The sequence below is a fragment of the Frankia torreyi genome, from assembly GCF_000948395.1.
In the GTDB taxonomy this organism is placed as follows: domain Bacteria; phylum Actinomycetota; class Actinomycetes; order Frankiales; family Frankiaceae; genus Frankia; species Frankia torreyi.
In genome coordinates this window covers 164,920-189,164 of sequence record NZ_JYFN01000004.1, presented here as the reverse complement: position 1 = coordinate 189,164, position 24,245 = coordinate 164,920, and the positions used below count along the sequence as shown (strand labels likewise).

The 24,245-nt window shown below is 72.8% G+C and carries 17 protein-coding genes and 3 pseudogenes; 3 read left to right on the top strand and 17 right to left on the bottom strand.

Annotated elements, in window-relative coordinates:
* Window position 1: 1 nt before the first annotated feature.
* From FF36_RS40660 to FF36_RS04290, 5 genes and pseudogenes are all read right to left on the bottom strand, one after another.
* Window positions 2-864 (bottom strand): annotated as a pseudogene (locus FF36_RS40660) (FecCD family ABC transporter permease); the annotation flags it as partial.
* Between the two features lies 1 nt (window position 865).
* The coding region (locus FF36_RS37075) for a hypothetical protein (RefSeq protein ID WP_242422283.1) at window positions 866-1,045 on the bottom strand (180 nt) is incomplete at its 3' end.
* Complete coding sequence (locus tag FF36_RS04300; RefSeq protein WP_157871700.1) at window positions 1,045-1,992, bottom strand: FecCD family ABC transporter permease; 948 nt, start codon at window positions 1,990-1,992, stop codon at window positions 1,045-1,047. The genes FF36_RS37075 and FF36_RS04300, both read right to left, overlap by 1 nt.
* A gap of 118 nt (window positions 1,993-2,110) precedes the next feature.
* The gene (locus FF36_RS04295) at window positions 2,111-3,442 is read right to left on the bottom strand and encodes a phytanoyl-CoA dioxygenase family protein (protein ID WP_044883645.1); all 1,332 of its coding nucleotides are present in this window, start codon (window positions 3,440-3,442) and stop codon (window positions 2,111-2,113) included.
* Window positions 3,439-4,980: an ABC transporter substrate-binding protein gene (locus FF36_RS04290; RefSeq protein ID WP_206778441.1), complete on the bottom strand. Its 1,542-nt coding sequence runs from the start codon at window positions 4,978-4,980 to the stop codon at window positions 3,439-3,441. Before FF36_RS04290 ends, FF36_RS04295 begins: the two co-directional genes overlap by 4 nt.
* A 754-nt stretch (window positions 4,981-5,734) precedes the next feature.
* Here FF36_RS04290 and FF36_RS04285 point away from each other — a divergent pair.
* Window positions 5,735-6,667, top strand: coding sequence for an alpha/beta hydrolase (locus FF36_RS04285; RefSeq protein ID WP_052680939.1), 933 nt, complete (start codon window positions 5,735-5,737; stop codon window positions 6,665-6,667).
* Window positions 6,668-6,736: 69 nt separating this feature from the next.
* Here FF36_RS04285 and der read toward each other — a convergent pair whose 3' ends face one another.
* From der to FF36_RS37070, 10 genes and pseudogenes are all read right to left on the bottom strand, one after another.
* A complete protein-coding gene (gene der, locus FF36_RS04280; RefSeq protein ID WP_052680938.1) occupies window positions 6,737-8,182 on the bottom strand; it encodes a ribosome biogenesis GTPase Der in 1,446 nt (481 codons plus the stop codon).
* Window positions 8,183-8,231: 49 nt separating this feature from the next.
* Entirely contained in the window at window positions 8,232-9,008 is a 777-nt protein-coding gene (locus FF36_RS04275) for a lysophospholipid acyltransferase family protein (protein ID WP_044883642.1), read from the bottom strand.
* Window positions 9,005-9,808, bottom strand: coding sequence for a (d)CMP kinase (gene cmk / locus FF36_RS04270; protein ID WP_044883641.1), 804 nt, complete (start codon window positions 9,806-9,808; stop codon window positions 9,005-9,007). Before cmk ends, FF36_RS04275 begins: the two co-directional genes overlap by 4 nt.
* Window positions 9,809-10,063: 255 nt before the next feature.
* The gene (locus FF36_RS04265) at window positions 10,064-11,176 is read right to left on the bottom strand and encodes a prephenate dehydrogenase (RefSeq protein WP_044883640.1); all 1,113 of its coding nucleotides are present in this window, start codon (window positions 11,174-11,176) and stop codon (window positions 10,064-10,066) included.
* Between the two features lie 378 nt (window positions 11,177-11,554).
* Complete coding sequence (locus tag FF36_RS04260) at window positions 11,555-12,313, bottom strand: pseudouridine synthase (RefSeq protein ID WP_044883639.1); 759 nt, start codon at window positions 12,311-12,313, stop codon at window positions 11,555-11,557.
* A gap of 635 nt (window positions 12,314-12,948) precedes the next feature.
* Entirely contained in the window at window positions 12,949-13,554 is a 606-nt protein-coding gene (gene scpB / locus FF36_RS04255) for an SMC-Scp complex subunit ScpB (protein WP_044883638.1), read from the bottom strand.
* Window positions 13,551-14,441, bottom strand: a complete 891-nt coding sequence (locus FF36_RS04250; RefSeq protein WP_044883637.1) for a segregation and condensation protein A — start codon at window positions 14,439-14,441, stop codon at window positions 13,551-13,553. The genes scpB and FF36_RS04250 overlap by 4 nt, the downstream gene beginning before the upstream one ends.
* Before the next feature lie 40 nt (window positions 14,442-14,481).
* Window positions 14,482-15,171, bottom strand: coding sequence for a zinc metalloprotease (locus FF36_RS04245; RefSeq protein ID WP_044883636.1), 690 nt, complete (start codon window positions 15,169-15,171; stop codon window positions 14,482-14,484).
* 39 nt (window positions 15,172-15,210) lie between these two features.
* Window positions 15,211-16,021: pseudogene (locus FF36_RS04240) on the bottom strand (ParA family protein); the annotation flags it as partial.
* Between the two features lie 7 nt (window positions 16,022-16,028).
* Window positions 16,029-16,200: pseudogene (locus tag FF36_RS37070) on the bottom strand (chromosome partitioning ATPase); the annotation flags it as partial.
* 309 nt (window positions 16,201-16,509) lie between these two features.
* On the opposite strand from FF36_RS37070, the gene FF36_RS04235 reads away from it, so the two are divergent.
* Both FF36_RS04235 and FF36_RS04230 read left to right on the top strand, forming a co-directional pair.
* A complete protein-coding gene (locus tag FF36_RS04235) occupies window positions 16,510-17,598 on the top strand; it encodes an S-(hydroxymethyl)mycothiol dehydrogenase (RefSeq protein ID WP_044883634.1) in 1,089 nt (362 codons plus the stop codon).
* A gap of 282 nt (window positions 17,599-17,880) precedes the next feature.
* Window positions 17,881-18,531 (top strand): MBL fold metallo-hydrolase, encoded by a 651-nt coding sequence (locus tag FF36_RS04230; protein WP_044883633.1) that lies wholly within the window; start codon window positions 17,881-17,883, stop codon window positions 18,529-18,531.
* Between the two features lie 7 nt (window positions 18,532-18,538).
* Here the strand turns inward: FF36_RS04230 and FF36_RS04225 are convergent, their stop codons facing one another.
* Window positions 18,539-18,844 (bottom strand): GlsB/YeaQ/YmgE family stress response membrane protein, encoded by a 306-nt coding sequence (locus tag FF36_RS04225; RefSeq protein WP_044883632.1) that lies wholly within the window; start codon window positions 18,842-18,844, stop codon window positions 18,539-18,541.
* A gap of 2,265 nt (window positions 18,845-21,109) precedes the next feature.
* Window positions 21,110-22,310: serine/threonine-protein kinase (locus FF36_RS40655; protein WP_422615070.1), on the bottom strand; the 1,201-nt coding region annotated here is incomplete at its 3' end.
* Window positions 22,311-24,245: the final 1,935 nt, after the last annotated feature.

Below are 24,245 nucleotides of genomic sequence, written 5' to 3'. Positions count from 1 at the left end.
ATCATCCCATCCTGGATTCGCCCCTGACCAGCAGGTACAGCAGGTACGGAGCTCCCAGGACGATCGTCACGTAGCCCACGGGAAGCTGCGAGGGCTCGAGGACGCGCTGGGCTGCGTAGTCGGCGAGCAGGAGCAGTAGACCTCCGACACCCATCGCGGTCGGGATGGACGCGACGCTCGCGGTGCCGGTTATCCGACGGGCGATGTGCGGGCTCACGAAGGCCACGAAACCGATCGGACCGGTGACCGACACAGCCACCGCGGCGAGTAACGCGGCGAGGCTGACAGTGGTCAGCTGCAGCCGGCGGATCGGGACACCGAGCGCGGCACCGAGGTCCTCTCCGAGCTGGAGGGTGTTCAACTGGCGGCCGCAGGCGAGGATCGCCGGGGTCAGTAGGGCGAGTGTGCCCGCGGCGATGGCGACTTTGGGCCAGGTGGTCGCGCTCGTGCTTCCAACGAGCCACTGCTCGGCCAGGGCGAGCCGGTCCCGCTCGACCGCGTTCGCCGTCGTGATCAGGTAAGTCACGACCGCGTCGATGAGCGTGTTCAGGCCGATGCCGATGAGGATGAGCCGATACATCGAAAGATCACGCCGCACGCCGAGCACGGCGATGACGAGCAGCGCAGCCATGGCCCCTGCGAACGCCCCGACGGGCAGCATTGCCGTCGGAAGCCCGCGCAGGATCATCCACACGGCGACCACCGCCGACCCCTGGGTGACGCCGATGATGTCGGGTGCGGCCAGGGGATTGCGCGTCAGGGTCTGGAACACCGCGCCGGACAGGGCCAACGCGGCTCCGACGAGCACGCACATCAGCACGCGCGGCAGGCGATGGTCGCGGATGACCAGGATGTCGATGGAGTNGCCGCGGCCGGCAATCGCCTCCACCGTGCGGTTCAGCGGCACCATGTACTCCCCGTACGCGGTGGTGAGAATGACTGCCGCCGTGGTGGCTGCCAGCACCACGAGAAAAAGGATCACCGCACGGGTGCCGACCTGCCGGGAGAACTCCGGCCGGGTGATGCGGACCGGGACCCGCCGCATCACAGGGTCCGTATTCTGCGCCGGCTGACAAGGTAGAGAAACAGGGGGGCGCCGATGGCCGAGATCACCAGTCCGGTCTGGAACTCGGTCGGGCGCTCGATGACCCGTCCGATCACGTCGGTTCCCAGGACGAAGGCCGCTCCGGTGAGCGCGGACAGCGGCAGCAGCCATCGATAGTCGTCGCCGACGATGGTCCGCAGCGCGTTCGGCACCGCAAGGCCCACGAAGGCGATCGGCCCCGCTGCGGCCACCGACGCACCGGCCAGCAGGACAACCGCCACGATGGCCGCCACCTTCGTCACGCCGACCCGTTGTCCCAGGGTTCGCGCGACATCCTCCCCGAGCGACAGGGCATTCAGGGACCGCCCGAGCGTCAGGGCGACGGCCAACCCCAGCGCGACCATGGGCGCGGTTGCGGCGACGACCTTGATACCGCGGCCACCGACGTTCCCGATCACCCAGAACTGAAAGCCTTCCGCCACCTCGGGATTCAGGAACGTGATGATGCCCGTCACCGCGCTGCAGAGCATCGCGGTGATGACGCCGGCCAGCGTGAGGGTGACCGGAGTCGGCCGGCCGCGGGCCAGGACAGATATCACGAACGCCGTGACCGACGCGGCCAGCGCACCGGGAAACGCGAACCACACATACTCCCCGGGCCGCACCGCCCCGAACACACTGATACCGATCACGACGCTCAGCGCGGCACCGGCGTTGATGCCGAAGATACCCGGGTCGGCGAGCGGGTTGCGGGTGAGTCCCTGCACGAGGGTGCCGGCGACCGCGAAGCCGATCCCCACTTCCATGGCCACAAGTACCCGCGGCCCACGGAGGTCGCGGACGATCATGTCCTGTTGCGTGCCCGTGTAGTGAAAGAGGGCGTGGACGAACTGGTCCCAGCCGACCGGAGCGGCGCCCACCCGCAGGCTCACCACGACGGTGAACACGAGCAACACGACGCTTACGACCGCCGTGAGACGACGTCGTAGAGCGAGGTGCGTCGTCGTCACGCCGCTGCCGGTCGACCGAGGTCCAGCGACTGTCGTCATTGTGCAGCGGCTATCGTCATCGATCGATGGTGGCGGAGCCCGCGGTGGCGAGGACGTCCCGGCAGCCCCGCACCGTCGCTCGCCGCCAGCTCCGCCGAATCCCGTCCTCGCCCGGCGGCCGCTGGTGCGCGGACTCCTCGAGATGGTCCAGGCAGGCGAGCTGGGATCGGATCATGCCGGCCAGATCGGCCGAGCCGCCACGCGCGAGGGCGAGGCGCAACGGGACGACCGTCATCAGCTCGGCGACGAGCCGGGTCGGGGTGGCGAGCCATTCCTCGGCGGCCTGCCGGCCTGCTTCGGTGAGGAAGTAGCTGTGCAGGCCCGCGCCGTCGTACCGGGCGGCCCGGTCGGTCCTGGTGATCGCGCCCCGGGCCATCAGGATGTCGACCGCCTGACTGAGGACGTCGGACCGGCTCAGCTGCCCGGGGGACGGCAGCGGAAGATACCGTCCGACCATTCCGGCCGGTGCGAACGCGAACATCAGTTCCCGATACGTCCAGCCGTCGTCCGGTCTGGTCGCCAGCAGGGCCAGAACGCACGACTCGGTGGTGCTCATCGCCTGCGTCCGGTCCCAGGACATTCCCGCTGCCGGCGGCAGCGGGAGGTCCGCGGCCTGCCCCCGGAAGACCACCGCGATCCGCAGATCCGGACCGGTGTTCACCGCGGAGGAATGAACAATGTCCGGTCGGAACAGGACGGCGTCGCCCACCGCGTAGCCCGCCACGTCCCAGCCCTCGTCCGCCACCTGAACGGGTCCGACACCGTGACTGGTCCGGGGATACCGATCCGCGCGTTCCCGGTGTGAACCGGTGTGGAAGGCGAGTGATCCCTCACAGGGCCCGATGTCCGTCAGCGGCACCCAGAGATCGAAGTGATCGCCCGGCCCCCCGATTCCGGCGTCCTGCCAGCCGTCCGCATGACCGATCCATTCCGACCGGTCGGGCGAACTGGCGTCCGGGACCTTCAGGAACGCCGCGGTGTTGGCCCAGAGCAGGCTGGGGCGACCCCACAGGTCCTCGACCACCCGCCGGATATGACCGTCCTGGACCAGGGGCAGGAACACCAGCTCGTCCCGGTACCAGGTGGTCACCCCGGAACCGTTGCGATGGCGCCGGGCGTCCTCGACCCCGCCGGTCCAGCGGACCCGGTCGGCCCCCGCCGGCGACGGCTCGACCAGGCCTTCCGCCTGCAGCGCGGCCACCAGCGGCTGGCGGACCCGCCGGACCAGCTCCGCCGGGAGCACCTGCCGGCCGATCAGCCAGCCGTCGCGCTCCAGCGAACCGTCGCGATCCGGCGAGCCCATCCGCGCCGAGAAGCCGGCCTCGACGCCCGGCGCCTCGATGTTCATCCCACGACCACGGACGCCGCACCCGGTACCAGGGAGCCGGAACCGCCGACCGCGGTCAGCTTCGCGTCGGCGGGCGAGGCCATCAGCGCCTGCGCCAGCTTGGGCGCGACAGGGGCGCAGCCCGTGCTGAAGACCGTGGGCGGAGTCGTCTGGTACTCGGTCTCGGCGGGCGCGAACGTCGCCTTGTCCGCGAGCTTCACGGTGGTTCCGCCCGCGGCTATCTTGATCGTCCCATCCGGCTTGCTGGTTCCAGGGGTCGGGGACACCGACCAGCAGAGCTTGTTCGCCGCCGGATCCACCGCGAGATGGGCGCGACCGCCGCTCCCCAGCGCGGCGTGGAACTCCTTGACGTGGAACGCGTCGGCGATCTCGTCCAGGAGGAACGAGACGCCGATGGGCCCGGTGTCCGTGAACGACTTCGCGACTGACACATGCCCGCTCTTGACGGCGGGGAGGTTCGCGAACAGCGGATTCGCCTTGAACACATCCAGATCCGAGGAGCTCATGCCCGCCGACTGGACCAGCACACCGTCGACGCCGCTAAGCGCCGGCAGCGTCTCCATGCTCAGATCCGTGCTGTAGCACGGCTTCGGCTTCTTGTCGTCGAGACAGCCCGCGTCATAGTCCGCCGCGGTCGCCTGGTAGTTCTCGATGCCGAGGTCCCGGACGTAGGTCCAGGCCAACGGCAGGTACTTGTTGACCACCTCGTAGGCGCTGGTCGATTCCGTTTCCACCACCGCGAGCGACTTGCCGCGCAGCAGGCCTTTCAGGGCACCTTCCTGCAGGTCGACGGTCGCGGTGATGGCGTGCGCCTTCTCCGTCGCCCCGACCGGACTCGCGGCCGCGTGCAGCCAGTTGCGCCAGGTCGATCCCGCCGATCCGTCCGCACTGATCGGTGGATTCGGCTGAACGAACTCCACCACCTTGCCGACCTTCCCGATCGTCGTCATGACGTCGGGGTCCTCCGCGCCCATGAGGATCACGTCAGGTCGACACTTGGCCAGCGCGTCGATGTTGAAGACCGTGCCGTCGACGCGCTGTCCCAGGTCGATGATCCCGTCCAGGTACTTGGCAAGGAGCGGAACGTATTTCGGACTCGCCCACAGCGAGCAGGCCGGCTTCTCACCGACGGCGATCAGGGTTTCCATGGCGATGGGATTGTCGGTGGCGACACGCTGCTTCGGCGCGGCGGGACTGGCCGAGGCGGAGGTTGCCGGAGACCCGCCGGAACCGGAACTGCCGCACGCGGCCAGGCCGACCGCCATGCCAACGGCGAGAATCGACCATCCACGTCTCCTGAAACTGCCCACTACACGACCCTTCCTGGTGTCGACAGACATCACCTCGGCAGCGCGATGACACGGCCGGCTGTCTGCGGCCGCCGTTGAAAGCGCCACCCGCCCGGGATCCTGAACCTCACGGAAATGCTCCGGCGGCGCGCACTCCCTCCAGAGTGGCCTGATCTTTGATTTCGGGCACGGCGGTAGCCCGCGCGAACTTTGCGACGTGCCCACGGGACGAGGCGAGGCTGAACCCACCAGGATCTCCCGTGATCCTGGGTCGCCACCTGTCCGGGCAACGGAACTGTACTCCCAGCAGAGACGCGGATGCGACGGTTATCAGCAGAATTTTCCGTATCTGCGGCAGCAGTCGACAGATACGACCGTATGGAGTAGGTCTCTCACTTCAGGTCGCCGGGCAGCCAGCCATGCGTCGGACGCCGCGATCCACTACTGGGAATCGCGTCGTTACTCCACGCTCCCGGCAACCGCACTACGCACACTGGCCAGTTACCAGTCCGGCACAGAACTCGGATATGAACTCCGGTGTCCGCCGGAGGCGGAGATTCCCAGCTACACGTGGTGGACGCCCGGCCCACCGCGGTCTCTCTACGACTTTCCGTAATGCCTCGTTCACGTCCGACGCGGTGGTGTCCCGTCGCACCGGTACCGTCCGCACGAGCACGAGGTGGACGACGGGTCGACGCACGGGAGGCCGGCATGCGGTACGGGTGCCCACGGCGCGCAACCAGCCGAGGCGCGGACTCGTGGCGCGGGAACGGCTGGACGGCCAGCTCGGCGACGGCGCCCGGGCCGACAGCCAGGACATCGTGGCCAGTGGCTACGCGGCATACGCGATCGTCCAGCCCTCCTGAACCATCGGCAGCAATGGGCAGCAATGGCAGCGATGGCCGAGACGCCTGTAGAAGAGACAGGTAGCGCCGCTGCCCCGCACGCTCGGCACCGGACCCGGACCCGCTACAGGAGCCGTACCCGCCACAGGAGACAGACCTTGACCACCGGCCCCACCATCGGACTCGGGACCCGCCTCGCCGCCCGCGTCATGCGCGCGGGTTTCACCCTCGTCGGCAGCCCGTCGAAGTCCCTGCGGTTCGCCACCCAGGCGGTCGCCGACCCCGAGACCGTCACGGTGCCGACCCGGCACGGCCCCGTCCGCTGCCTGCTCTACCGGCCGCCCACGGGCACCGGGCCTCGCCCACCCGTGCACGTGCAGCTACACGGCGGCGCGTTCATCGTCCGCAGCCCCGAGCAGGACGACCATGTCTGCCGCTACCTCGCCTCCGACGTCGGCGCCGCGGTCCTCGTCCCCGACTACGACACCGCCCCCAAGGTCGCCTACCCCGTCGCCGAGCACCAGGCGTACGACGTCGCCGCCTGGGCCCACGCCCACGGTGCCGAGCAGGGCTGGGACGGCGGACGGCTGTCCGTCGGTGGCTACAGCGCCGGCGCGAAGCTCGCGATCAACGTCGTCCAGCAGGCCCGCGACGCCGGGGCGTTCCTGCCGGTCGCCCTGGCCGTCGGCTACGGCGTCACCGACGTCGGCCTCGACCCGCACGCCCGCACCTCGCCGAAGAGGCGCCCCGCCATCGGCCCGCGGCTGCTGCGGCTCGTGCAGCACGTCTACTTCCCCGACCCGGCCACCCGCGCCGAACCCCTCGCCTCGCCCGCGCTCGCCCCGGACCTCGCCGGTTTCCCGCCAACCCTGGTCACCACCGGCGGGCTCGACTCCCTCGAAGCTGACGGCCGGATCTTCGCCGAGAAGCTTCGCGCCACCGGGGCCGACGTCACCTATCACTGCTTCCCCGACGTCGACCACGGCTATACCCACAAGCGGCCGGTCGAGACGGCCCGCGAGGCGATCACCGGACTCGGCGACCACCTCGCCCGCGCCTACGCCGCAGCCAACCCGGAAAAGCCTGGCTGAGGCGCCCCGCCGAGCGGCCGACGCGTGCACCGGGCGCCTGTGCCCGCCGGATCAGCCGGATCAGCCGGATCAGCCGGCGGTGGGGCTGCGGCGGTCGCCGCGTTCGCGGACGCGGACGGAGATGGCGATGGGCGAGCCGGCGAAGCCGAAGTCCTCGCGCAGGCGGCGTTCCAGGAAACGGCGGTAGGCCGGCTCCAGGAAGCCGGTGGTGAACACCACGAAGCGCGGGGGACGCACGCCTGCCTGGGTGGCGAACAGGATCTTCGGCACCCGCCCACCGCGCGGGGGCGGCGGGGTGGCGCCGACGACCTCGCCGAGCCAGGCGTTGAGCCGGCCGGTCGGGATCCGGGTGCCCCAGGATTCCAGCGCGGTGCGCAGCGCCGGGGCCAGCCGGTCGGTGGCCCGCCCCGTGCGGGCCGAGACGTTCACCCGCGGGGCCCAGGCGATCCGGCCGAGGTCGCGGTCGATCTCCCGTTCGAGGGTGAGCCGGCGGTCCTCGTCGACGAGGTCCCACTTGTTGAAGGCGAGGACGAGCGCCCGGCCGGCCTCGATCACCATGGTGATGATCCGCTGGTCCTGCTCGGTGAGCGGCTCGTCCGCGGCGAGCAGGACGATGGCGACCTCCGCGGCCTCCAGCGCCCCCGCGGTGCGCAGCGACGAGTAGTACTCGGCGCCGGACGCCTCGCGGATCCGCCGGCGCAGCCCGGCGGTGTCGATGAACATCCACTCCTCGCCGCCGACGGTGACCAGCTCGTCCACCGGATCGCGGGTGGTGCCGGCCACGTCGTGCACGAGCGAGCGGCGGCTGCCGGCGATCTTGTTGAGCAGGCTGGACTTGCCGACGTTGGGCCGGCCGATCAGCGCGACCCGGCGTGGGCCGTCGGTCTCGGTGAAGACCTCGCGCGGTGCCTCGGGCAGCACGGCGAGCACGGCGTCGAGCAGGTCGCCGCTGCCGCGGCCGTGCAGCGCCGAGACGGGGTGGGGCTCGCCGAGCCCGAGCCCCCACAGGGCGGCGGCGTCGGCCTCGAACCGGTTGTCGTCGACCTTGTTCGCGACGAGGATCACCGGCAGGCCGCTGCGGTGCAGCACCCGGGCGACGGCCTCGTCGGCGTCGGTGGCCCCGGTGACCACGTCGACAATGAACAGCACGGCGTCGGCGGTGTCGAGCGCCGCGGCCGCCTGCTCGGAAACCTGCGCGGCGAGCCCGGAGGCGTCGGGCTCCCAACCGCCGGTGTCGACGAGGGTGAACCGGCGCCCGTTCCACACCGCGTCGTAGGCGATGCGGTCGCGGGTCACCCCGGGCACGTCCTCGACCACGGCGGCGCGGCGGCCCAGGATCCGGTTGACCAGCGTCGACTTGCCCACGTTGGGCCGCCCGACGACGGCCACGACCGGCTGGCCGGCGACCGGGCCCAGCTCGCCGGCTCCAAGATCGTCGATTCCAAGGTCGTCGGCTCGAAGGTCGTCGCCGGATGCCGCCTCGGCGCCGTCCATCGCTGCGTCCTGTCTGCTCATCACTGCCATCACTGCCACACCTGTCGTCGGGACCGGTGATCTACGATGATCACGCGGCGGATTCGCCCGGGGAGGCACGGGCGGTCTCGAGATGATCGAGCAGCCGCACCCGGATGTCCTCGGCGACGGCGGCGAGCGCCCGCCGCGAGCGCGGGTTGGCCGGCACGTCGACCTCGAACGGCTTGCCGAAGACCACCCTGACCTGCACCGAGCGACGCGGCCAGCGCGCGCCCTTGGGCAGGGCGTCGCCGGTGTTGATACAGGCTACGGGGAGCACCCGGCAGCGGCCGTGGACGGCGAGGTAGGCGATGCCGTGCTGGACCGCGGCCATCTCCCCGCTGCCCCGGGTGCCCTCCGGGAAGACGCCGATCGCGCCGCCGCGGGACAGCTCGTCGAGCGCGGTGTGCAGCGCCTCGCGGTCGGGGCGCCCCCGGTCGATCGGGATCTGCCCGCTGATCAGTAGCAGGCGGCCGACGATCCGGGTGTACATCTCCGACTTGACCAGGCAGCGCACGGTGCGCGGCGACTCGATCACCACCAGCGGGCCGTCCAGCCAGCTACTGTGGTTGCCCGCGAAGATCAGCGGCTCGTCCACGGGGACGTGCTCGAGCCCCTCCAGGGTCACCCGCATGATCAGTCGGTTGATGATCTGCCGCACCCCGGGCTTGAGCACGCGGTGCGGCAGGTCGTTGTAGACCGGCGAGGCGGCGCCCCGGTGCAGCAGCCCCGTCCCGGAGGCCGGCCGGATGGTCTCCGGCGCCGGCCGGGTGATCTCCGGGGCCGACCGGGTGGTCATCTCGTCCGCGGCCTGTTCGGGGCCCGTCACGTCGTCACGTTCGACGACTGCCCGCAGCGCCGCAGGACCTCGTCGACCACCTCGGGGACGGACAGGGCCGTCGAGTCCAGCACGATCGCCCCCTCGGGGACGGCCAGCGGGTCGGCGGCGCGGCTCGAGTCGAGCGCGTCACGCCGGTCCAGCTCGGCCAGCGTCCGCGCGACGTCGTCGACGCCCTTCTCGCCGAGCTGGCGCGACCGGCGCAGCGCCCGCACCTCCGTCGACGCGGTGAGGAACACCTTGATCTGGGCGTCCGGCGCGACGACGGAACCGATGTCGCGGCCCTCGACGACGATGCCGCCGGGCCGGGTGGCGGCGATCACCTGGCGCTGCTGGGCGACGAGGCGCGCCCGCACCGCGGGCACCGCGGCGATGGCGCTGACCGCGTTGGTGACCGCCCTGGTGCGGATCTCGGCGTCCACGCCGACCCCGTCGACGGCGATCGACGGCTCGTCCGGGTCGGTGCCGACGGAGAGCACGGCCCGCTCGGCGAGTTCCGCGACCGCCTGCGGATCCTCGATGTCGATGCGCCGCTCCAGCGCGAGCTGGGTGACGGCGCGGTACATCGCCCCGGTGTCGAGATAGCGAAGCCCGAGGCGCCGCGCGAGCTCGCGGGCCACCGTGCTCTTTCCCGATCCACCGGGGCCGTCGACCGCCACGATCAGCCCCTCGACCGGGCCGTCGGCAAGCGCGGACGCGCTCCCCTCGGACCCGAGCGGCGCGGACGTTACCTTCACCCCGTCGGCGGCACTCCCGCCCACCGACAGCGCAGACCCGTGCTCGGGCTTCACCCGATTCCTCCGTCCCGGACACCTGAGAATCGTCGGGTCGCGCCCCGCGGACCCCTTCCCGCGCCGCGTCCGCCCCGACCCTCGCCCACCGCGAGGGCGGTAGCCGGCCCGCCGGCCGCGGTCACCGGACGATGAACGTCAGACGACTCCCGGCACGCGAACCGGGCCGAAGGGCGGGCCGGTGGCGTCAACCCGTCGGTCGCACCGCGGCGGGAACCGTCGCGGGCAACCCGGATCAGGCTACTCGGTACCGCATCAGGATCGTCGGTATGCCGTCCATCCGGTGCTTGTGAGCCGGTCGACGAGACTGTCCGCGACCGCCGGATCGACGGCCAGTTCGACGATGCCGGCCGGCGCATCCAGACTGTGCTCGAACGGACCGACATCCTCGATGTTGACGTCCCACGCGCTGATGAGGCCGACGATCGCGGCGAGCTGCCCGGGCCGGTCGTCGAGCACGACGCCGACCCAGCCCCAGGACCGCGCCGTGGCGCCGGCCTTACGCGGCAGCAGCGCGCGGCCCGTGTGCCCGTCCCGCATGAGCCGGGTGACCGCCGCGGTGACCTCGTCGGCGCCGGCCGCGTCGAGGACGTCGGCCAGCGCGGTCAGCCGGGAGCCGAGGTCGCGCACCCGCCGGGCGATCGGCCCCCGGTTGCCCTCGACGATCCCCGCCCACAGCTCGGCGTCGCTGTCGGCGAGCCGGGTGGTGTCCCGGAACCCCTGACCGGCGAGCGGCACCTCCCCCGGCGAGAGCCCCACCAGCACCCCGGCGAGCGCGCTGGCGACGAGCTGGGGCACGTGCGAGACGGTCGCCATCGCCTCGTCGTGACGCTGCGGCGTGGTCCGCACGGGGGTGGCGCCGCAGGCCAGGGCCAGCGCCACGGTGGCATGCAGGGCGGCGGCGCCGGTGTGCGGGACCGGGCAGATGGCCCACACCCGCTCGGCGAACAGGTCGGCGCGCGCCGAGACCGCGCCGTGCCGCTCCCGCCCGGCGATGGGATGCGCCGGGCACCACGTCGACAGGTCGCAGCCGAGCTGGACGCCCTCGACCAGCGGGCGGACCTTGACGCTGCCGGCGTCGCTGACCGTGTCGGCGAGCCCGGCGCGGGCCAGCGCCCGGACCTCGCCCGGGATCGTCGGCAGCGGGGTGGCGACGATGGCGTGCTCGACCCGCTCCCCCGCCCAGGGGTGCCCCGCGCCCATCTTCGCGGCGATGGCGACCTGAGCCTCGTCGGCGTCGCGGAGCAGGACCTCCACGCCCTGCGCGGACAGCGCCAGCCCGATGCTGGTGCCGATGAGACCCGTGCCGACCACACCGACCCGGCGCAGCCGCGGCAACTGGGCATCGTCCCAGCCCGATCCGACCATGACCGACAGCCTATGGCGACATCTTTCGACACACTCGCCGTGCTCGGGCCTGTGGCGCTCCTTGTCGACAGCCGGCGCCGAGGTGTGTCGCTGCGAGCAGGCCCTCGGTCGGTGGCCGTGAAGATCTGGTCAGACGACCGGGGTCGCCTCGGCTCCCGGCGTGGTGCCCACTGGCCGCCCTACACGTCTGTGGCTTTCCGTAACTATCCATGCACACAATCATGCCGAGGCTTCGGTACGGTTTTTCGGAAAAACGTACCCAAGCCTCGGCACGATCTGGCCGCAATCTGGCCGGAGCCGGGCAGCCGGTAACTCTGCGGCGCCACAGGGTTGATAGAGGAGCGACCCGAGGTGACTGAGGCGGATTCCGTTACTCGGCTACAGGCCGACGTTGCGGTAGAGGGCGCCGATCTCGCCGCGGGTGAGATGGCGGGCTCGGCCGGAGCGCAGGGTGCCGAGGTAGACCGCGCCGAGCCGGGTGCGGACGAGCCGGTGCACCGGGTAACCGACGGTCTCCATCATCCGGCGGACGATGCGATTGCGACCCTCGTGCACGACGATCTCCAGCATCACCCGACCGTTCGCCTGATCGACGATCTGCACCGAGTCCGCCCGCGCCAGCCCGTCGTCGAGCTCGACGCCGGCGCGCAGCGTGCGCGGTACCTCGCGGCGCAGCGGCCCGGAGACCTCGACCAGGTAGGACTTGGGCACCTCGTAGGAGGGATGGGTCAGGCGGTGGGCGAGCTCGCCGTCGTTGGTGACCAGCAGCAGCCCCTCGCTGTCGCCGTCGAGGCGGCCGACGTGGAACAGCCCGCCGCCGAACTCGGTGAGCAGGTCGGCGATGGTGGGCCGGCCGCGGTCGTCGGACATGGCCGACAGCACCCCGCGCGGCTTGTTCAGCGCCAGGTGGACCAGGCCGGTGCGCGTGACGATCCGGTCGCCGTCGACCTCGATGATCGCGGTCTCCGGGTTGACGCGGCGGCCCTGCTCGCGCACGACGACACCGTCCACGCTGACCCGGCCGTCGGCGATGAGCTCCTCGCCACGCCGGCGGGAACCGATGCCGGCCGCGGCGAGCACCTTCTGCAGCCGAATGCCCTCGTCCGCGGCGGAAGCCGGGTCCCGCGGCGCCCGCACGGGACGCTCCTCCCGAGCCGGCCCCGCTTCCCGGGCCGGCCGAGCCTCCCCGCGGGCAGGACGCGCCTCCCCACGGACGGGGCGAGCGTCCCCACGAGCCGAACGGCCCTCCCCACGAACGGGACGGCCCTCCCCACTAACGGGCCGAGCGTCTCCCCGGACAGGCCGAGCGTCCCCACGAGCCGGACGGCCCTCCCCACGAGCCGGACGGCCCTCCCCACGAACGGGACGGCCCTCCCCACGGGCCGTCGGACGGCCCTCCCCACGAACGGGCCGAGCGTCTCCCCGGACAGGCCGAGCGTCCCCACGAGCCGGACGGCCCTCCCCACGTGCGGGACGGCCCTCCCCACGAGCCGGCCGAGCCTCCCATGTTGGCCGAGCCTCCCCACGAACGGGACGGCCCTCTCCGCGGGCGGGTCGAGCCTCCCCGCTGCTGGGCCGAACCTCCCCACGGGCAGGACGCGCCTCCCCACGGGCAGGGCGAACCTCCCCACGGGCAGGCCGAGCCTCTCGGGAGGGGCGGGCTTCCCCTCGGGCGAGGCGGGGCTCCCGGGTGGGGCGGCCGTCCGCGGGTGGGCGGCCGTCCCGGCGGGCGCGGGCGTCGCGCGGCGCGCGGGGGCGGTCAGCAGCAGCGTTCATGGGGCAACGATGTCATCCAGATCGTCGAGTCCGGGCAGCAGGGGGGCCAGAGGCGGCAGCTCGTCGAGCCCGCGCAGGCCCATCCGTTCCAGGAAGTAGTCGGTCGTTCCATACAGGATGGCACCGGTTTCGGGATCGTGCCCGATCTCCTCGACGAGCCGCCGTGCGGTCAGGGTGCGGATGACGCCATCGGCAGAGACGCCGCGCACCGCGGCGATCCGTCCGCGGCTGACGGGCTGCTGGTAGGCGACGACGGCGAGGGTCTCCAGCGCCGCCTGGGACAGCCGGGCGGACTGGCCGGCGAGCACGAAGCCCTCCACCCAGGGGGCACACTCGTCGGCGGTGTAGAACCGCCAGCCGGCGCCGACGTGACGCAGCCGGAAACCGCGGCCGTCGCGGACGTATCCCTCGGCGAGCTCGGGAAGCAGCCGTTCGATCTCACGGGCCGGGGCGCCGAGCCCGGTGGCGAGCTCCGCGACGCCGACCGGCCGCTCCGCAACCATGAGCACCGCCTCCAGCAGCGCCGCCAGCGGCGGCCGGTCCGCACCGGGCGACGCGACCGCCGCCTCACCGCCTACGCCGGCGTCCGGCTGTTCGCTCACGATGCCGCCTCCCGCGGTTCGTCGGCCGGATCCTCGTCGTACAGCCCCCGGCCGATGGACAGCAGGTCGCCGTCCGCGGCCGGGTCGACGGCGATCCAGCGCACCGTCAGCTCCCCGAGGGGAATCTCCTGGTCGAAGGAGATCCGGCCCTCGCGGAACAGCTCCAGCAGGGCCAGGAAGCGGGCGACCACCTCGATCGTCTGCTGGCAGCCCGCGCACAGCGTGCGGAAGTCCGCGGCGCCGAGCTCCCGCAGCAGCAAGATGATCGCGAGCATGTGCTCCCGGACGCTGATCCGGGGCAGGTGCACGTGGTCGGTGGCGACCAGCGGCGGCAGCGGCGGCTCACGCAGCTTCGCGGCCAGCGCCGCGAGCTCCGTAGGGCCGATGCCGATCTGCACCTCGGGCAGGGCGGCGGCGTAGCGGGGCTCCAGCGGCACGGCGCGGGGCACATGGCGGGCCTCCAGCGCCATCAGCCCGGCGAACAGCGCCGACGCCTCCTTGTACGCCCGGTACTGCAGCAGTCGGGCGAACAGCAGGTCGCGGGCCTCAAGCAGGGCGAGGTCCTCGGACTCGTCGTCGGACAGCGCGCCGGGCAGCAGCCGGGCGGCCTTGAGGTCGAGCAGGGTCGCGGCGATCACCAGGAACTCGGTCGCCTGGCCGAGGTCGAACCGGTCCCCCAGCCGGCGGATGTGCGCGACGAACTCGTCGGTGACCTGGGACAGCGCGACCTCGGTCACGTCGAGGCGGTGCTTGGCGATGAGCGAGAGCAGCAGGTCGAACGGACCGGTGAAGTTGGCCAGCTCGACGACGAAGGGCTCGGTCCGCCCCCCTCGGGCGGTCGGTGTCGCCGGCTCGGCCCCGGCGGCATCGGCTCTGGCCCGGGTCATGACGCCACGCTACGCCCCAGGCCAGCGGTCATGATCGTGCTCAAGCCAGGTGGAGACCGATCAGAGCGGCGAGCCCGCGCAGCAGCGGGCCGATGAGCTGGCCGACGACCGACGGGAACCCGACGAACAGCACCGGCAGCAACAGCAGCGCCAGCAGGATGACCAGGCCGATGTTGCCGTCGGTGAGCCGGTGGTAGGTGCTGCGCCAGCCCGACGACGTCCCGCCGAGCAGGAACACCAGCCGCCCGGCGTCCGTCGGCGGGACCGGGATGAGGCTGACGATGAACATCGAACCGAAGGTGATCGCCAGCCACAGGGTGAACTCGGCGGCGAAGCTGTCCGGCACGGTCACCTCGGTCACCCGGTCACCGAGGAAGATCCTGGCCGGGTCGCCGACCACCTGGAACAGCGCGAGCGAACCGAGCGCCAGCAGCAGGTAGGCCAGCGGGCCCGCGAGCACCGCGGCCGCGACGTGGAAGCGCCGCCGCCGCCACACGTCGTTCATCGGCACCGACTCGGCCCAGCCGTGGCCGACGATGAACACGGCGAGCCCGCTGAAGGGGCTGAGCCGGTCCTTGACGCCGGTGGTGAGCCGACCGCTGCGCAGCGGGGTGGGGTCCCGGACCACCCGCGCGGTGAGGACCTGGGCGGCGTCGTGCGCGAACACCCCGATCAGGAACGCGACGACGATCCCGAGCAGCGCCGCCGGCTCGGCGAGATGGAAAAGCACGTTGCTACCTTTTCGCCCCGATCATGCAAAAGCCCGGATTCAGCCGACGAGCGGGGGCGTGTTGTGCCGGACCATCAGCTCGCGGGCCAGCCGCCGGTAGCCGGCGGCGCCGACCGAGGTGGGCGCGTACGTCGTGATCGGCTCACCGGCCACGGTCGTCTCCGGGAAACGGACCGTGCGGTTGATCACCGTGTGGAACACCTCGTCGGGGAAGCGCTCCACGACCCGGGCCAGCACCTCGCGGGCATGCAGCGTGCGGGCGTCGTACATGGTGGCGAGGATGCCGGCGAGCTCGAGGCGCGAGTTGAGCCGCTCGCGCACCTTGTCGATCGTCTGCAGCAGCAGCGCGACGCCGCGCAACGCGAAGTACTCGCATTCCAGCGGGACGATGACGGCGTCCGCCGCGGTCAGCGCGTTCACGGTCAGCAGACCGAGCGAGGGCTGGCAGTCGACGAGGATGACGTCGTAGTCGTCGAGGATGGGGGCAAGCGCGCGGGCGAGGCTGTGCTCGCGGCCGACCTCGGTGACCAGCAGCACCTCGGCGGCGGACAGGTCGATGTTGCTCGGCAGCAGGTCCAGATTGTCGACCTGGGTCTCGACGATGACGTCGCGGACGTGGGCGTCCCCGCCGAGCAGCAGGTCATGCACGGTCAGGTCGAACTGCATCGGGTTGATGCCGAGGCCGACCGACAGCGCGCCCTGCGGGTCGAAGTCGACCAGCAGCACGCGGCGGCCGTACTCGGCGAGGGCGGCGCCGAGGTTGATCGTGCTGGTGGTCTTGCCGACGCCGCCCTTCTGGTTGCACATGGCCACGATCCAGGCGGGACCGTGGGAGGTCAGCGAGGCGGGGNCGGGGNACGACGGCAGCGGCCGGCCGGTGGGGCCGGGCTGGCCCACCCCTTCGTCGACGCTCTCGCCGCCGGCTTCGAGCCGCCCATCCTCGGACAACCGAGGGTCACCGACGGTCACCTCACCGTAGGTGCGGCGTTTCGGGGAATCGACGGAGGGAGCGTCGGCAAATCGGACCACGGAGGGGTTGCTCCTTCTACAAAGAGCAGAAACGGACCGGTAGGAGCGTACCGACACTCACCCGTTCCCGGCGGCGCTGGGTGGCCGTAAAGCGGCGTGTCGCGCCATCGGGGGCGGTGTGCGTTGGACGGGTCACGCCCACAGGGGTACGAAATCATGCACCAGGGGTCACCGATGCGGTTCGGTCAGGCTTGCACCGCAACGGATACGGTCCGCGAGCGTGCTCGGCGGGGTGGCCGGTGATACGGGCCGAGCCGTGCGGCGGGCCGGGCGACGACGAGGCGTTTTCCGAGTGAAGGGAGCTCTCCTATGGGCGCACAGACGGTGGAAGCGGTGGTGGCCCGACACAAGGGCGCGCCGGTCGGTCTGGAGCGGATCATCGTCCCGGACCCGGGGCCGGGCGAGGCCCGCGTGCGCGTGCGCGCCTGCGGCGTGTGCCACACCGATCTGCATTACCGCGAGGGCGCGATCAACGACGACTACCCGTTCCTGCTCGGCCACGAGGCCGCCGGCACGGTCGAGTCGGTCGGCGAGGGCGTGACGGGCCTGGCCCCCGGCGACTACGTGGTGCTGGCCTGGCGGGCGCCGTGCGGGACGTGTCGGGCCTGTCGGCGCGGGATGGCCTGGTACTGCTTCGACTCCCGCAACGCCGCCCAGCCGATGACGCTCGAGGACGGCACGCCGCTGGCGCCGGCGCTGGGCATCGGGGCGTTCACGCCGCTCACCCTGGTCGCCGCCGGCCAGTGCGTGCCCGTGGACCCGGCGGCGCGACCGGAGGCGGCCGGCCTGATCGGCTGCGGGGTGATGGCCGGCTTCGGCGCGGCGGTGAACACCGGGCGGGTCACCCGCGGGGAGACGGTGGCGGTCATCGGCTGCGGGGGCGTCGGGAACGCGGCGATCGCCGGCGCCGCCATCGCCGGCGCCCGGAAGATCATCGCGGTGGATGTCGACGAGCGCAAGCTGACCTGGGCCCGCCACTTCGGGGCCACCGACACCGTGGACGCCCGCTCGGCCGACCCCGTGCAGGCGGTCCGCGACCTCACCGACGGCTTCGGCGCCGACGTCATCATCGAGGCGGTGGGCCGCCCCGAGACGTACCGGCAGGCGTTCGACGCCCGCGACCTGGCCGGGCGGCTGGTCCTGGTGGGGGTGCCGGACCCGACGATGACCGTCGAGCTGCCACTCGCGGAGGTCTTCGGCCGCGGCGGCCACCTGTCGTCGTCCTGGTACGGGGACTGCCTGCCCAGCCGCGACTTCCCGATCCTCATCGACCTGTACCGTCGGGGCCGCCTCGACCTCGACGCCTTCGTCACCGAGACGGTCGGGATCAGCGACGTGGAGGAGGCGTTCGCCCGGATGCGCCGCGGCGACGTGCTGCGCAGCGTCGTCGTCCTCTAGAGCCCGTCGAGATCCAGAGCCCGTCAAGATCCAGGGCCCGTCAAGATCCAGGGCCCGTCGAGTGTCCCCGCGGGCGGGGACGCCGGCACCCGGACGGGGTGCCGGCGAGGGCCGCGTGCGTCGGCGGTGTCGCGCGGGCGGTGGGTCGATCCGAACCCGCGAAGCGCCCGATACGGTCGACGTGTCGGGGACCGCCGCCACCGGCGGCGCCCCGGTGCACGGCGGGCGGATCCTCCGGGTCTCCGACCCGATCGGGAATTCGGGAACAGAGGAGCGGGCGCCATGACCGGCAATGCGGGGCTTCGGGTGGACCGCGTGATCACCCGCGGCGACTTCACCCTGGACGGCCAGACGTTCACCGTCGACAACAACGTCTGGCTCGTCGGCAACGACCAGGAGGTCCTGGTCATTGATGCCGCGCACGACCCGTCGGTGATCGCGGCGGCGGTCGGCACCCGCGTCGTGACCTCGATCATCGCCACCCACGGGCACAACGACCACATCAACGCGGCGGCGGAGCTCGCCGACCTGGTGCGGGCGCCGATCGCGCTGCACCCGGCCGACGTGATGCTGTGGCGGACGATCTACCCGCACCGCGCGCCCGACCGATCGCTCGCCGACGGTCAGCTCGTCGGCCTGCCCGGCGGCGGATCGCTGCGGGTGCTGCACACCCCGGGCCACTCCCCCGGCGGGATCTGCCTGTTCGGCGAGCTGACCGGCGAACCGGTGCTGTTCAGCGGGGACACGCTGTTCCGCGGCGGGCCGGGGGCCACCGGGCGGTCCTACTCGGACTTCCCGACGATCCTCGCCTCGATCCGCACGCAACTGCTCACCCTGCCGGCGAACACCGTTGTGCACACCGGGCACGGCGACGACACGACCATCGGCGAGGAGGGCGTCGACTACGACGACTGGGTCCGCCGGGGCCGCTGACGGCCAGTCACAGCCGGCCCGCCGTATGCCGCTGATGGCGGTCGCTGCCATGGGTGTGCCGCGTCGCCCACAACGGCGCGACGACGGCGACCAGCCCGACCGCGACACCGACCTGCAGGATGTGCCGAATCCAGTCGACGCCGCCGGTATGGCGCACCCCGATTGCGCTGGCGATCACGTTGCCGACCAGCGCGCCCACGATGCCGAGAGCGACCGTCAGCCAGATCGGAATGTCCTGCCTACCCCGGAGGATCAGTCGGGCCAGCAGGCCGATCACCAGGCCGGCGAGAATAATCCAGATGATTTGAAACACCGCACACCCCCAAGAGAGAGCCTGCCCTGGTTTTCTCCGTCACCGGCCGGCCACAAACCCGTCCGACACGGCCGGACAATAGAGATAAAAAGCCCAGCTCGCCGCCGAGGCCGGGTCGCAAATACGGTCAGCGCGGCAGAATCCGGGCGTCGACCGCGTGCAGATTGACGGTCTGCAGGCCCTGCTGCATCCCGGGGACCACATCGACGAGGAAGTATCCGTGCAGCCGGTAGAAGCCCTGCGCGAAGTCGAAACTGGCCCCGCCGCCGGTCAACCCGGCCAGCCGATAGGTGGTGCCGGTGCAGCCCCGGTCGGGACCGAAGCCCGGCGTCTGCCCACCGCCCGGGGCGTCGCACGACGCGACCAGGGTGAAGTTCGGCAGCGGGTCGCCTCCGAGGTCCGGGCCGGGGAAGAAGGCCCGGGCGTTGTCCTGGCCCGGCGCGAGGACCTCCAGGAAGACGACGCCGGTGTTGTGGGCGGTGACGAAGTCGCCGAACTGCCGGCCCTGCGAGAGCTGCCCGATCACCCCACGGAACGCGGGGACCGCCGACAGGGGCACCATCTGCGCCGCGCTCAGGACGGTGACGACCGGGGACTGATCGGCCCGGGACTGAGCACCCGGGGACGGCGGGCCGCCGGGCACGTTGGCAGGTCGGCCCACGCCCGAGCGGGGTCGCAGGCCCAGTCCGGAGCCGGGGCCGGGAACACCGGAGGGAACAACCTGGATCACGCGCGGCGCCGCGGGTTGCCGGGACGGGGAGTGGTCGGACTCGTCCGCGGCGTGGGCGGCGCCCAGTGCGGCCAGGCCGGCGACCGCCGCAGCCAGCGCGGCCAGGGCCGCCGTCCGCCTGGGGTACCGGGCTGCCTGGCCGGCCCGGCCGCGCGACTCGCCGGTCCCGCCCGGCCCCTCGACGACATCCGGCCCCCCGACGTCCGCCCGCCCCCCGACGTCCGGCTCCCCCGGGCCCATCGGGGCCGCCGAGCTCGGCCCGCTCTGATCGCCGCCCGCCGCCGGCCCGGCCTGCGGCGCGGCCCACGCCTGCTCCGCAGTCCGCCCCGCCGCGCGCGCGCCAGACCGGGCCCCATTAGCCCCATTAGCCCCATCAGCCCCGGCACCGCTCGCCGGCGACCCACCTGCCTGCGTCCCGGCTCCCGCGGTCCCCGTCGCCACGACGGTCCCGTCCGGGCCGGGCAGGGCCGCCGCGTCAACCGGACAGGGCCCTGCGGTCGAGGTGCCCTCGCCCGGGCGGCCCGTCGGGCCTGGCGCCGGCTCCGCCCCGCCGGGGTGATCCCGGCCGGCCGTGAGCTCTGGACCGGCCGAACCCTCCCAACCGGCCGGGCCTCGCCAGACGAAGGAACCGTCCGAACCGGGCGGGGCAGGCGTCTGCGCGGGGAAACCGGCCCTGTTCGTCGCCGGCAGGTGACCCACGGCCCCGGCGGCGACGCCCGCCGGCGAGGACGCCGCGCCCGCGGGCGTCGGTGGGCTGGACCTCGCTCGGCGCCCCGCGCCCAACCGCGCCGGCCGGCCCGCGCGGCCAGACCTCCCGGAACCGGGGAGCTCGCCCGCACCGCCGGGCCCGCCCGAGCCGGCCGGGCGAGCCACCGGTCCCGATCCCTCCCACGCCTCGGCGCCCATCAGGTTCTCGGCGCCGGCGGTCCGCGCGCCGGCCGGCACCGGCGCCCCCGGCGACGACTCCCCCGCTTCCGTCGTGCAGCGCGGCGGCATCGGCATCGGCATCGGCGCACGTGGGTCGGCATGGTCCGGCCCACGCCCGAGCGCGGCGGCAGCCGGCGGCGCGGCGTCGCCGGACGCCGCCGCGGTCCGGTCCGGGACGCCCGGATCCGGCACCCGCCACCAGGGGACGGCCACGGCTGCGGCAGCCGCATCGGCGGGGGCCCCGCCGGATGAGTTCGGGTCGAGTCCGGTGCCGGCCGCCGCCGGATCCAGCTCCTTACGGTCCGCCGGTGCGCCGATGGGCGCCCAGGGGGTCATCGCGTTGGCCGACCCGGGATCCCGGCCCGGGGTCGGCTCGGCGGCCGCGGCCTGACGCTGACCGCCGGGCGCCGGCCCGGAGCCGTCCGCGGCGCGGGCCGCCGCCGCACGCTCGTCGGCGCCCACCCGCCGGCCGACCCCGGCGCGCCGGCCGGCCGGCGATGCCGACGTTCCCGGGGTAACCGGCACCGGCGGCCGCGTGACCTCACCGAAGACATCGGACCGCGGGGAGCCGTCCGGCCGCAGGGAGCCGTCCGGCGGCGAGGCGGGGNCAGCTGGTGTGGGAGGGCCGTCGGGCACCGACGGGAGGGCGTCCCGGGACGGCCCGCGCGGGGCAGGCGGGACCGGCGCGGACGTTCCGGTCGGCGCGGCGAAGACACCCGGCGCCCAGCCACGCAACCGGCGCACCGCACGCGCCGTGGGGCGGCTGGGCTCGGGGGTGCGCTGGGCCGGAGCGATGAAGCTGACCGAAGGCCGCGGCGAGGGCAGCCCGGCCAGCGTCTGGCTGTCGTGGAAGTCGCCGTCGCGCAGCCGGTCACCGGCGCGCGACGAGGTGGGCGACGGGGTGAGCGTGGGCACGTGGACGAACGCCGCGGGGTCGATGGGCGGCGGGTTCCAGGCCTCGCGCAGCAGCCGGCGGGTACCCGTGGCCGGATCGTCGGTGGGCCCGATCAGTCCCCGCAGCAGATCGTCGGCGCTGGGCCGCCCGGCGGGCTCCTTCACCAGCGCCGCGGTCACCGCCGGCCGCAGCTCGGCGGGGACGTCGCCGGTGTCGGCCTCGCTGTGCACGACCCGGTAGAGCAGCGCGTCGGCGCGGCCGGTGCCGAACGGGGGCCGGCCGGTCGCCGCGTAGAGCACGGTCAGGCCCCAGGCGAAGACGTCGGCCGCGGGACCGACCTCGCCGTGCCCGGTGACCTGCTCGGGCGCCATGTAGCCGGGGCTGCCGAGCAGGACCCCGGTGCGGGTGGCGACCGTGGCGTCGACCGCCGCCGCGATGCCGAAGTCGATCACCTTGGGGCCGTCGCCGCCGAGGATGACGTTGCCGGGTTTGAGGTCACGGTGGACGATCCCGGCGCCGTGGATGGCGGTCAGCGCCTCCGCGAGGCCGGCGGCGAGCGCGACGACCTCCCGCGTGTCCATGGCGCCCCGGGTGGCGATCGTCTCGGCGAGGCTCTGCCCGGGGATGAGCTCGGTGGCCATCCACGGGTCCTCGGCGTCGGGGTCGGCGTCGACCAGCCGGGCCGTGCAGGCCCCGCCGACCGCCCTGGCCGCCTCGATCTCGCGGCGGAACCGCGAGCGGAACTCCGGCTCGGCGGCGAAATCCGACCGGATCACCTTCAGCGCGACCAACTGGCCGGTGTCGTCGTCCGCGCCGAGATACACGATGCCCATCCCGCCGGAGCCGAGCCGCGCGGTCAGCGCGAACCGGGCGACCCGCTCGGGGTCACCCGAGCGCAGCGGCCTCGGCGGCACCACGCCCTCCTTACGTCGTTCTTTCCACCATCGGCGATCGTCGGCCCACCCGCCGGACGGCTAAGGTGCCGCCCGGCGCCGGCCCGCTCCCGGCGGGGCCGAAGGTCCGGTCGCCGGCATCACCCCACCGTGCCCGCGGAACCTGTGACGCACATGTGCGCCGGTCGGGCCACGCCTCCCACGCCCTCATCAGACGACTCCGGGGGCCGGGGAAGTTCCGTCGCCGGACGCGGCGCGACCAGACGTGGCACGAATCTCCGCCGGGTGACGGGACCCTCGACGCCGCCGTTAGCGCAGCTCCGCTCCGCTGTCGGTGAAGGCGCGGGCCGGAAGTCCGACTGCTCACCACCGCCAAAGCAATGGACAAAGCGCGCCGGCAGGGGGTACCGGGCCTCGGTACCTTCGCCGGAAGCGGCGCGAGGTATGCCCCCGGAGGCGGGACGGTGCGCTGCGGTGTCACAAATCGGACTGTACCGATGGAACCGCAGCTACCCGGCCATTCGACTCCCTGGACACCCACCTATCGGTTACCCCAACCGGCCACCTCTGCCGGCGGCCCCCCCGCCCTTCGGCCGAAAACACCCCCAAACCGCGACGGAGAAGCCGGTGACGCCGCCCCGGAGGCTTCTCCGCCGCGGGATCGATCAGCTTTCGGGGATGTCCCGCCGAGCCCTCACGAGAATGACTCGATCAACGAGTTCGACCCGTTCCTCGGAGACGGCGGCCACACTCGGCGACAGGTCGCGACCGTCCTCGCCGCCGGCACCGCCGCGCACGACGATGATCCTTGCATTCCGGCCGGTGGCGGCGCCCGGGACGCCCGAACCGGTGATTCCCGCACATGCGGTCCGACCCAGTCGGCGAATGGCCCTCGTTTCTGCCATGAAACCTCCCAGATCAAAGTTGCTCGAAACATTACCCGACAACAGGAGAACGATGAACGCCCACCCGGTCGACTCCGGTGAATGTGAGGAAAACAATGATCCTCCGGCGCCGACCGCGTCCCCGCTTCCCGCCGGCAGAATTCCGCTGCCACGCTCGTGCCGGCGGTAAAACGCGAGGTCCAGGGGTGCTACGACGGGCCGGGCACCCGGCCCGCACCAGGGGTCGCAACCCGGCCGGGCAGGGCACCGACAGCACCGCGGGAGCCGTTCGGGCCCCCACCGCGGTGCGGCGCACACGCAGAGCCGTTCACAAGGGTCACCCACGAAACGGGCTTGTCCACCCCACCAGAACGCCCCAGGGCTACACCTACACCCCGCCCGCCCTAGCAGGGAACATCTTGTGCCGACGAGGCGGGTGGGCCTCCGGCATCCTGCACCGATGGCCCGTAAGGGTGATCCGTGGCCGGTCCCGCCGCCCGGCCCGGCGCCTCGCGGGCCGTTAGTCCTGCCGGGTCGGAGCCGGACGACCCGGGTCACCCCGGCCGGGGGGAGGGGCAGTGGCCGCGCTCTCCGGCGCGAACGCTCCCCGGCGCGGCCGGGCGGGGCGGGCATGGGCGACGGGACCGCGCGGAAAGTCGCCGGCCTGGATTGCCACTCGATGGTCGTGCACATGCGCGTGCCGCTGCCGAAACACGGCACGTCGATGACTCATCTGCAACAGGTGCGGCCGCGTTTCGTCGGCGGACAGGAGCGGGATCTTCATCGGGTTCTCACGCTCCGCCCGGGCCCCGGTTATGCAACCTCGCGGCCGGTTGGGCGGCGGCGAGGAGACGGCAGCCGACCGGATGCCGACCGGAAGTCGACCGGAAGGAAGCCCCGTTCTTCGGCCGCGGCGGGACGGACGGCTGAGCGAGATCGGTAACCTCGGCCGGTAAGCCGGCCATCGACCCGTCGTCCCGCACGCTGGTACTGCCGCCGACAGCGGGCTCGGAGCGAAGACGGATATACCAGCGCCGACGACGCGCGGAGTGCGCGTTTTCACCCCGTCGGA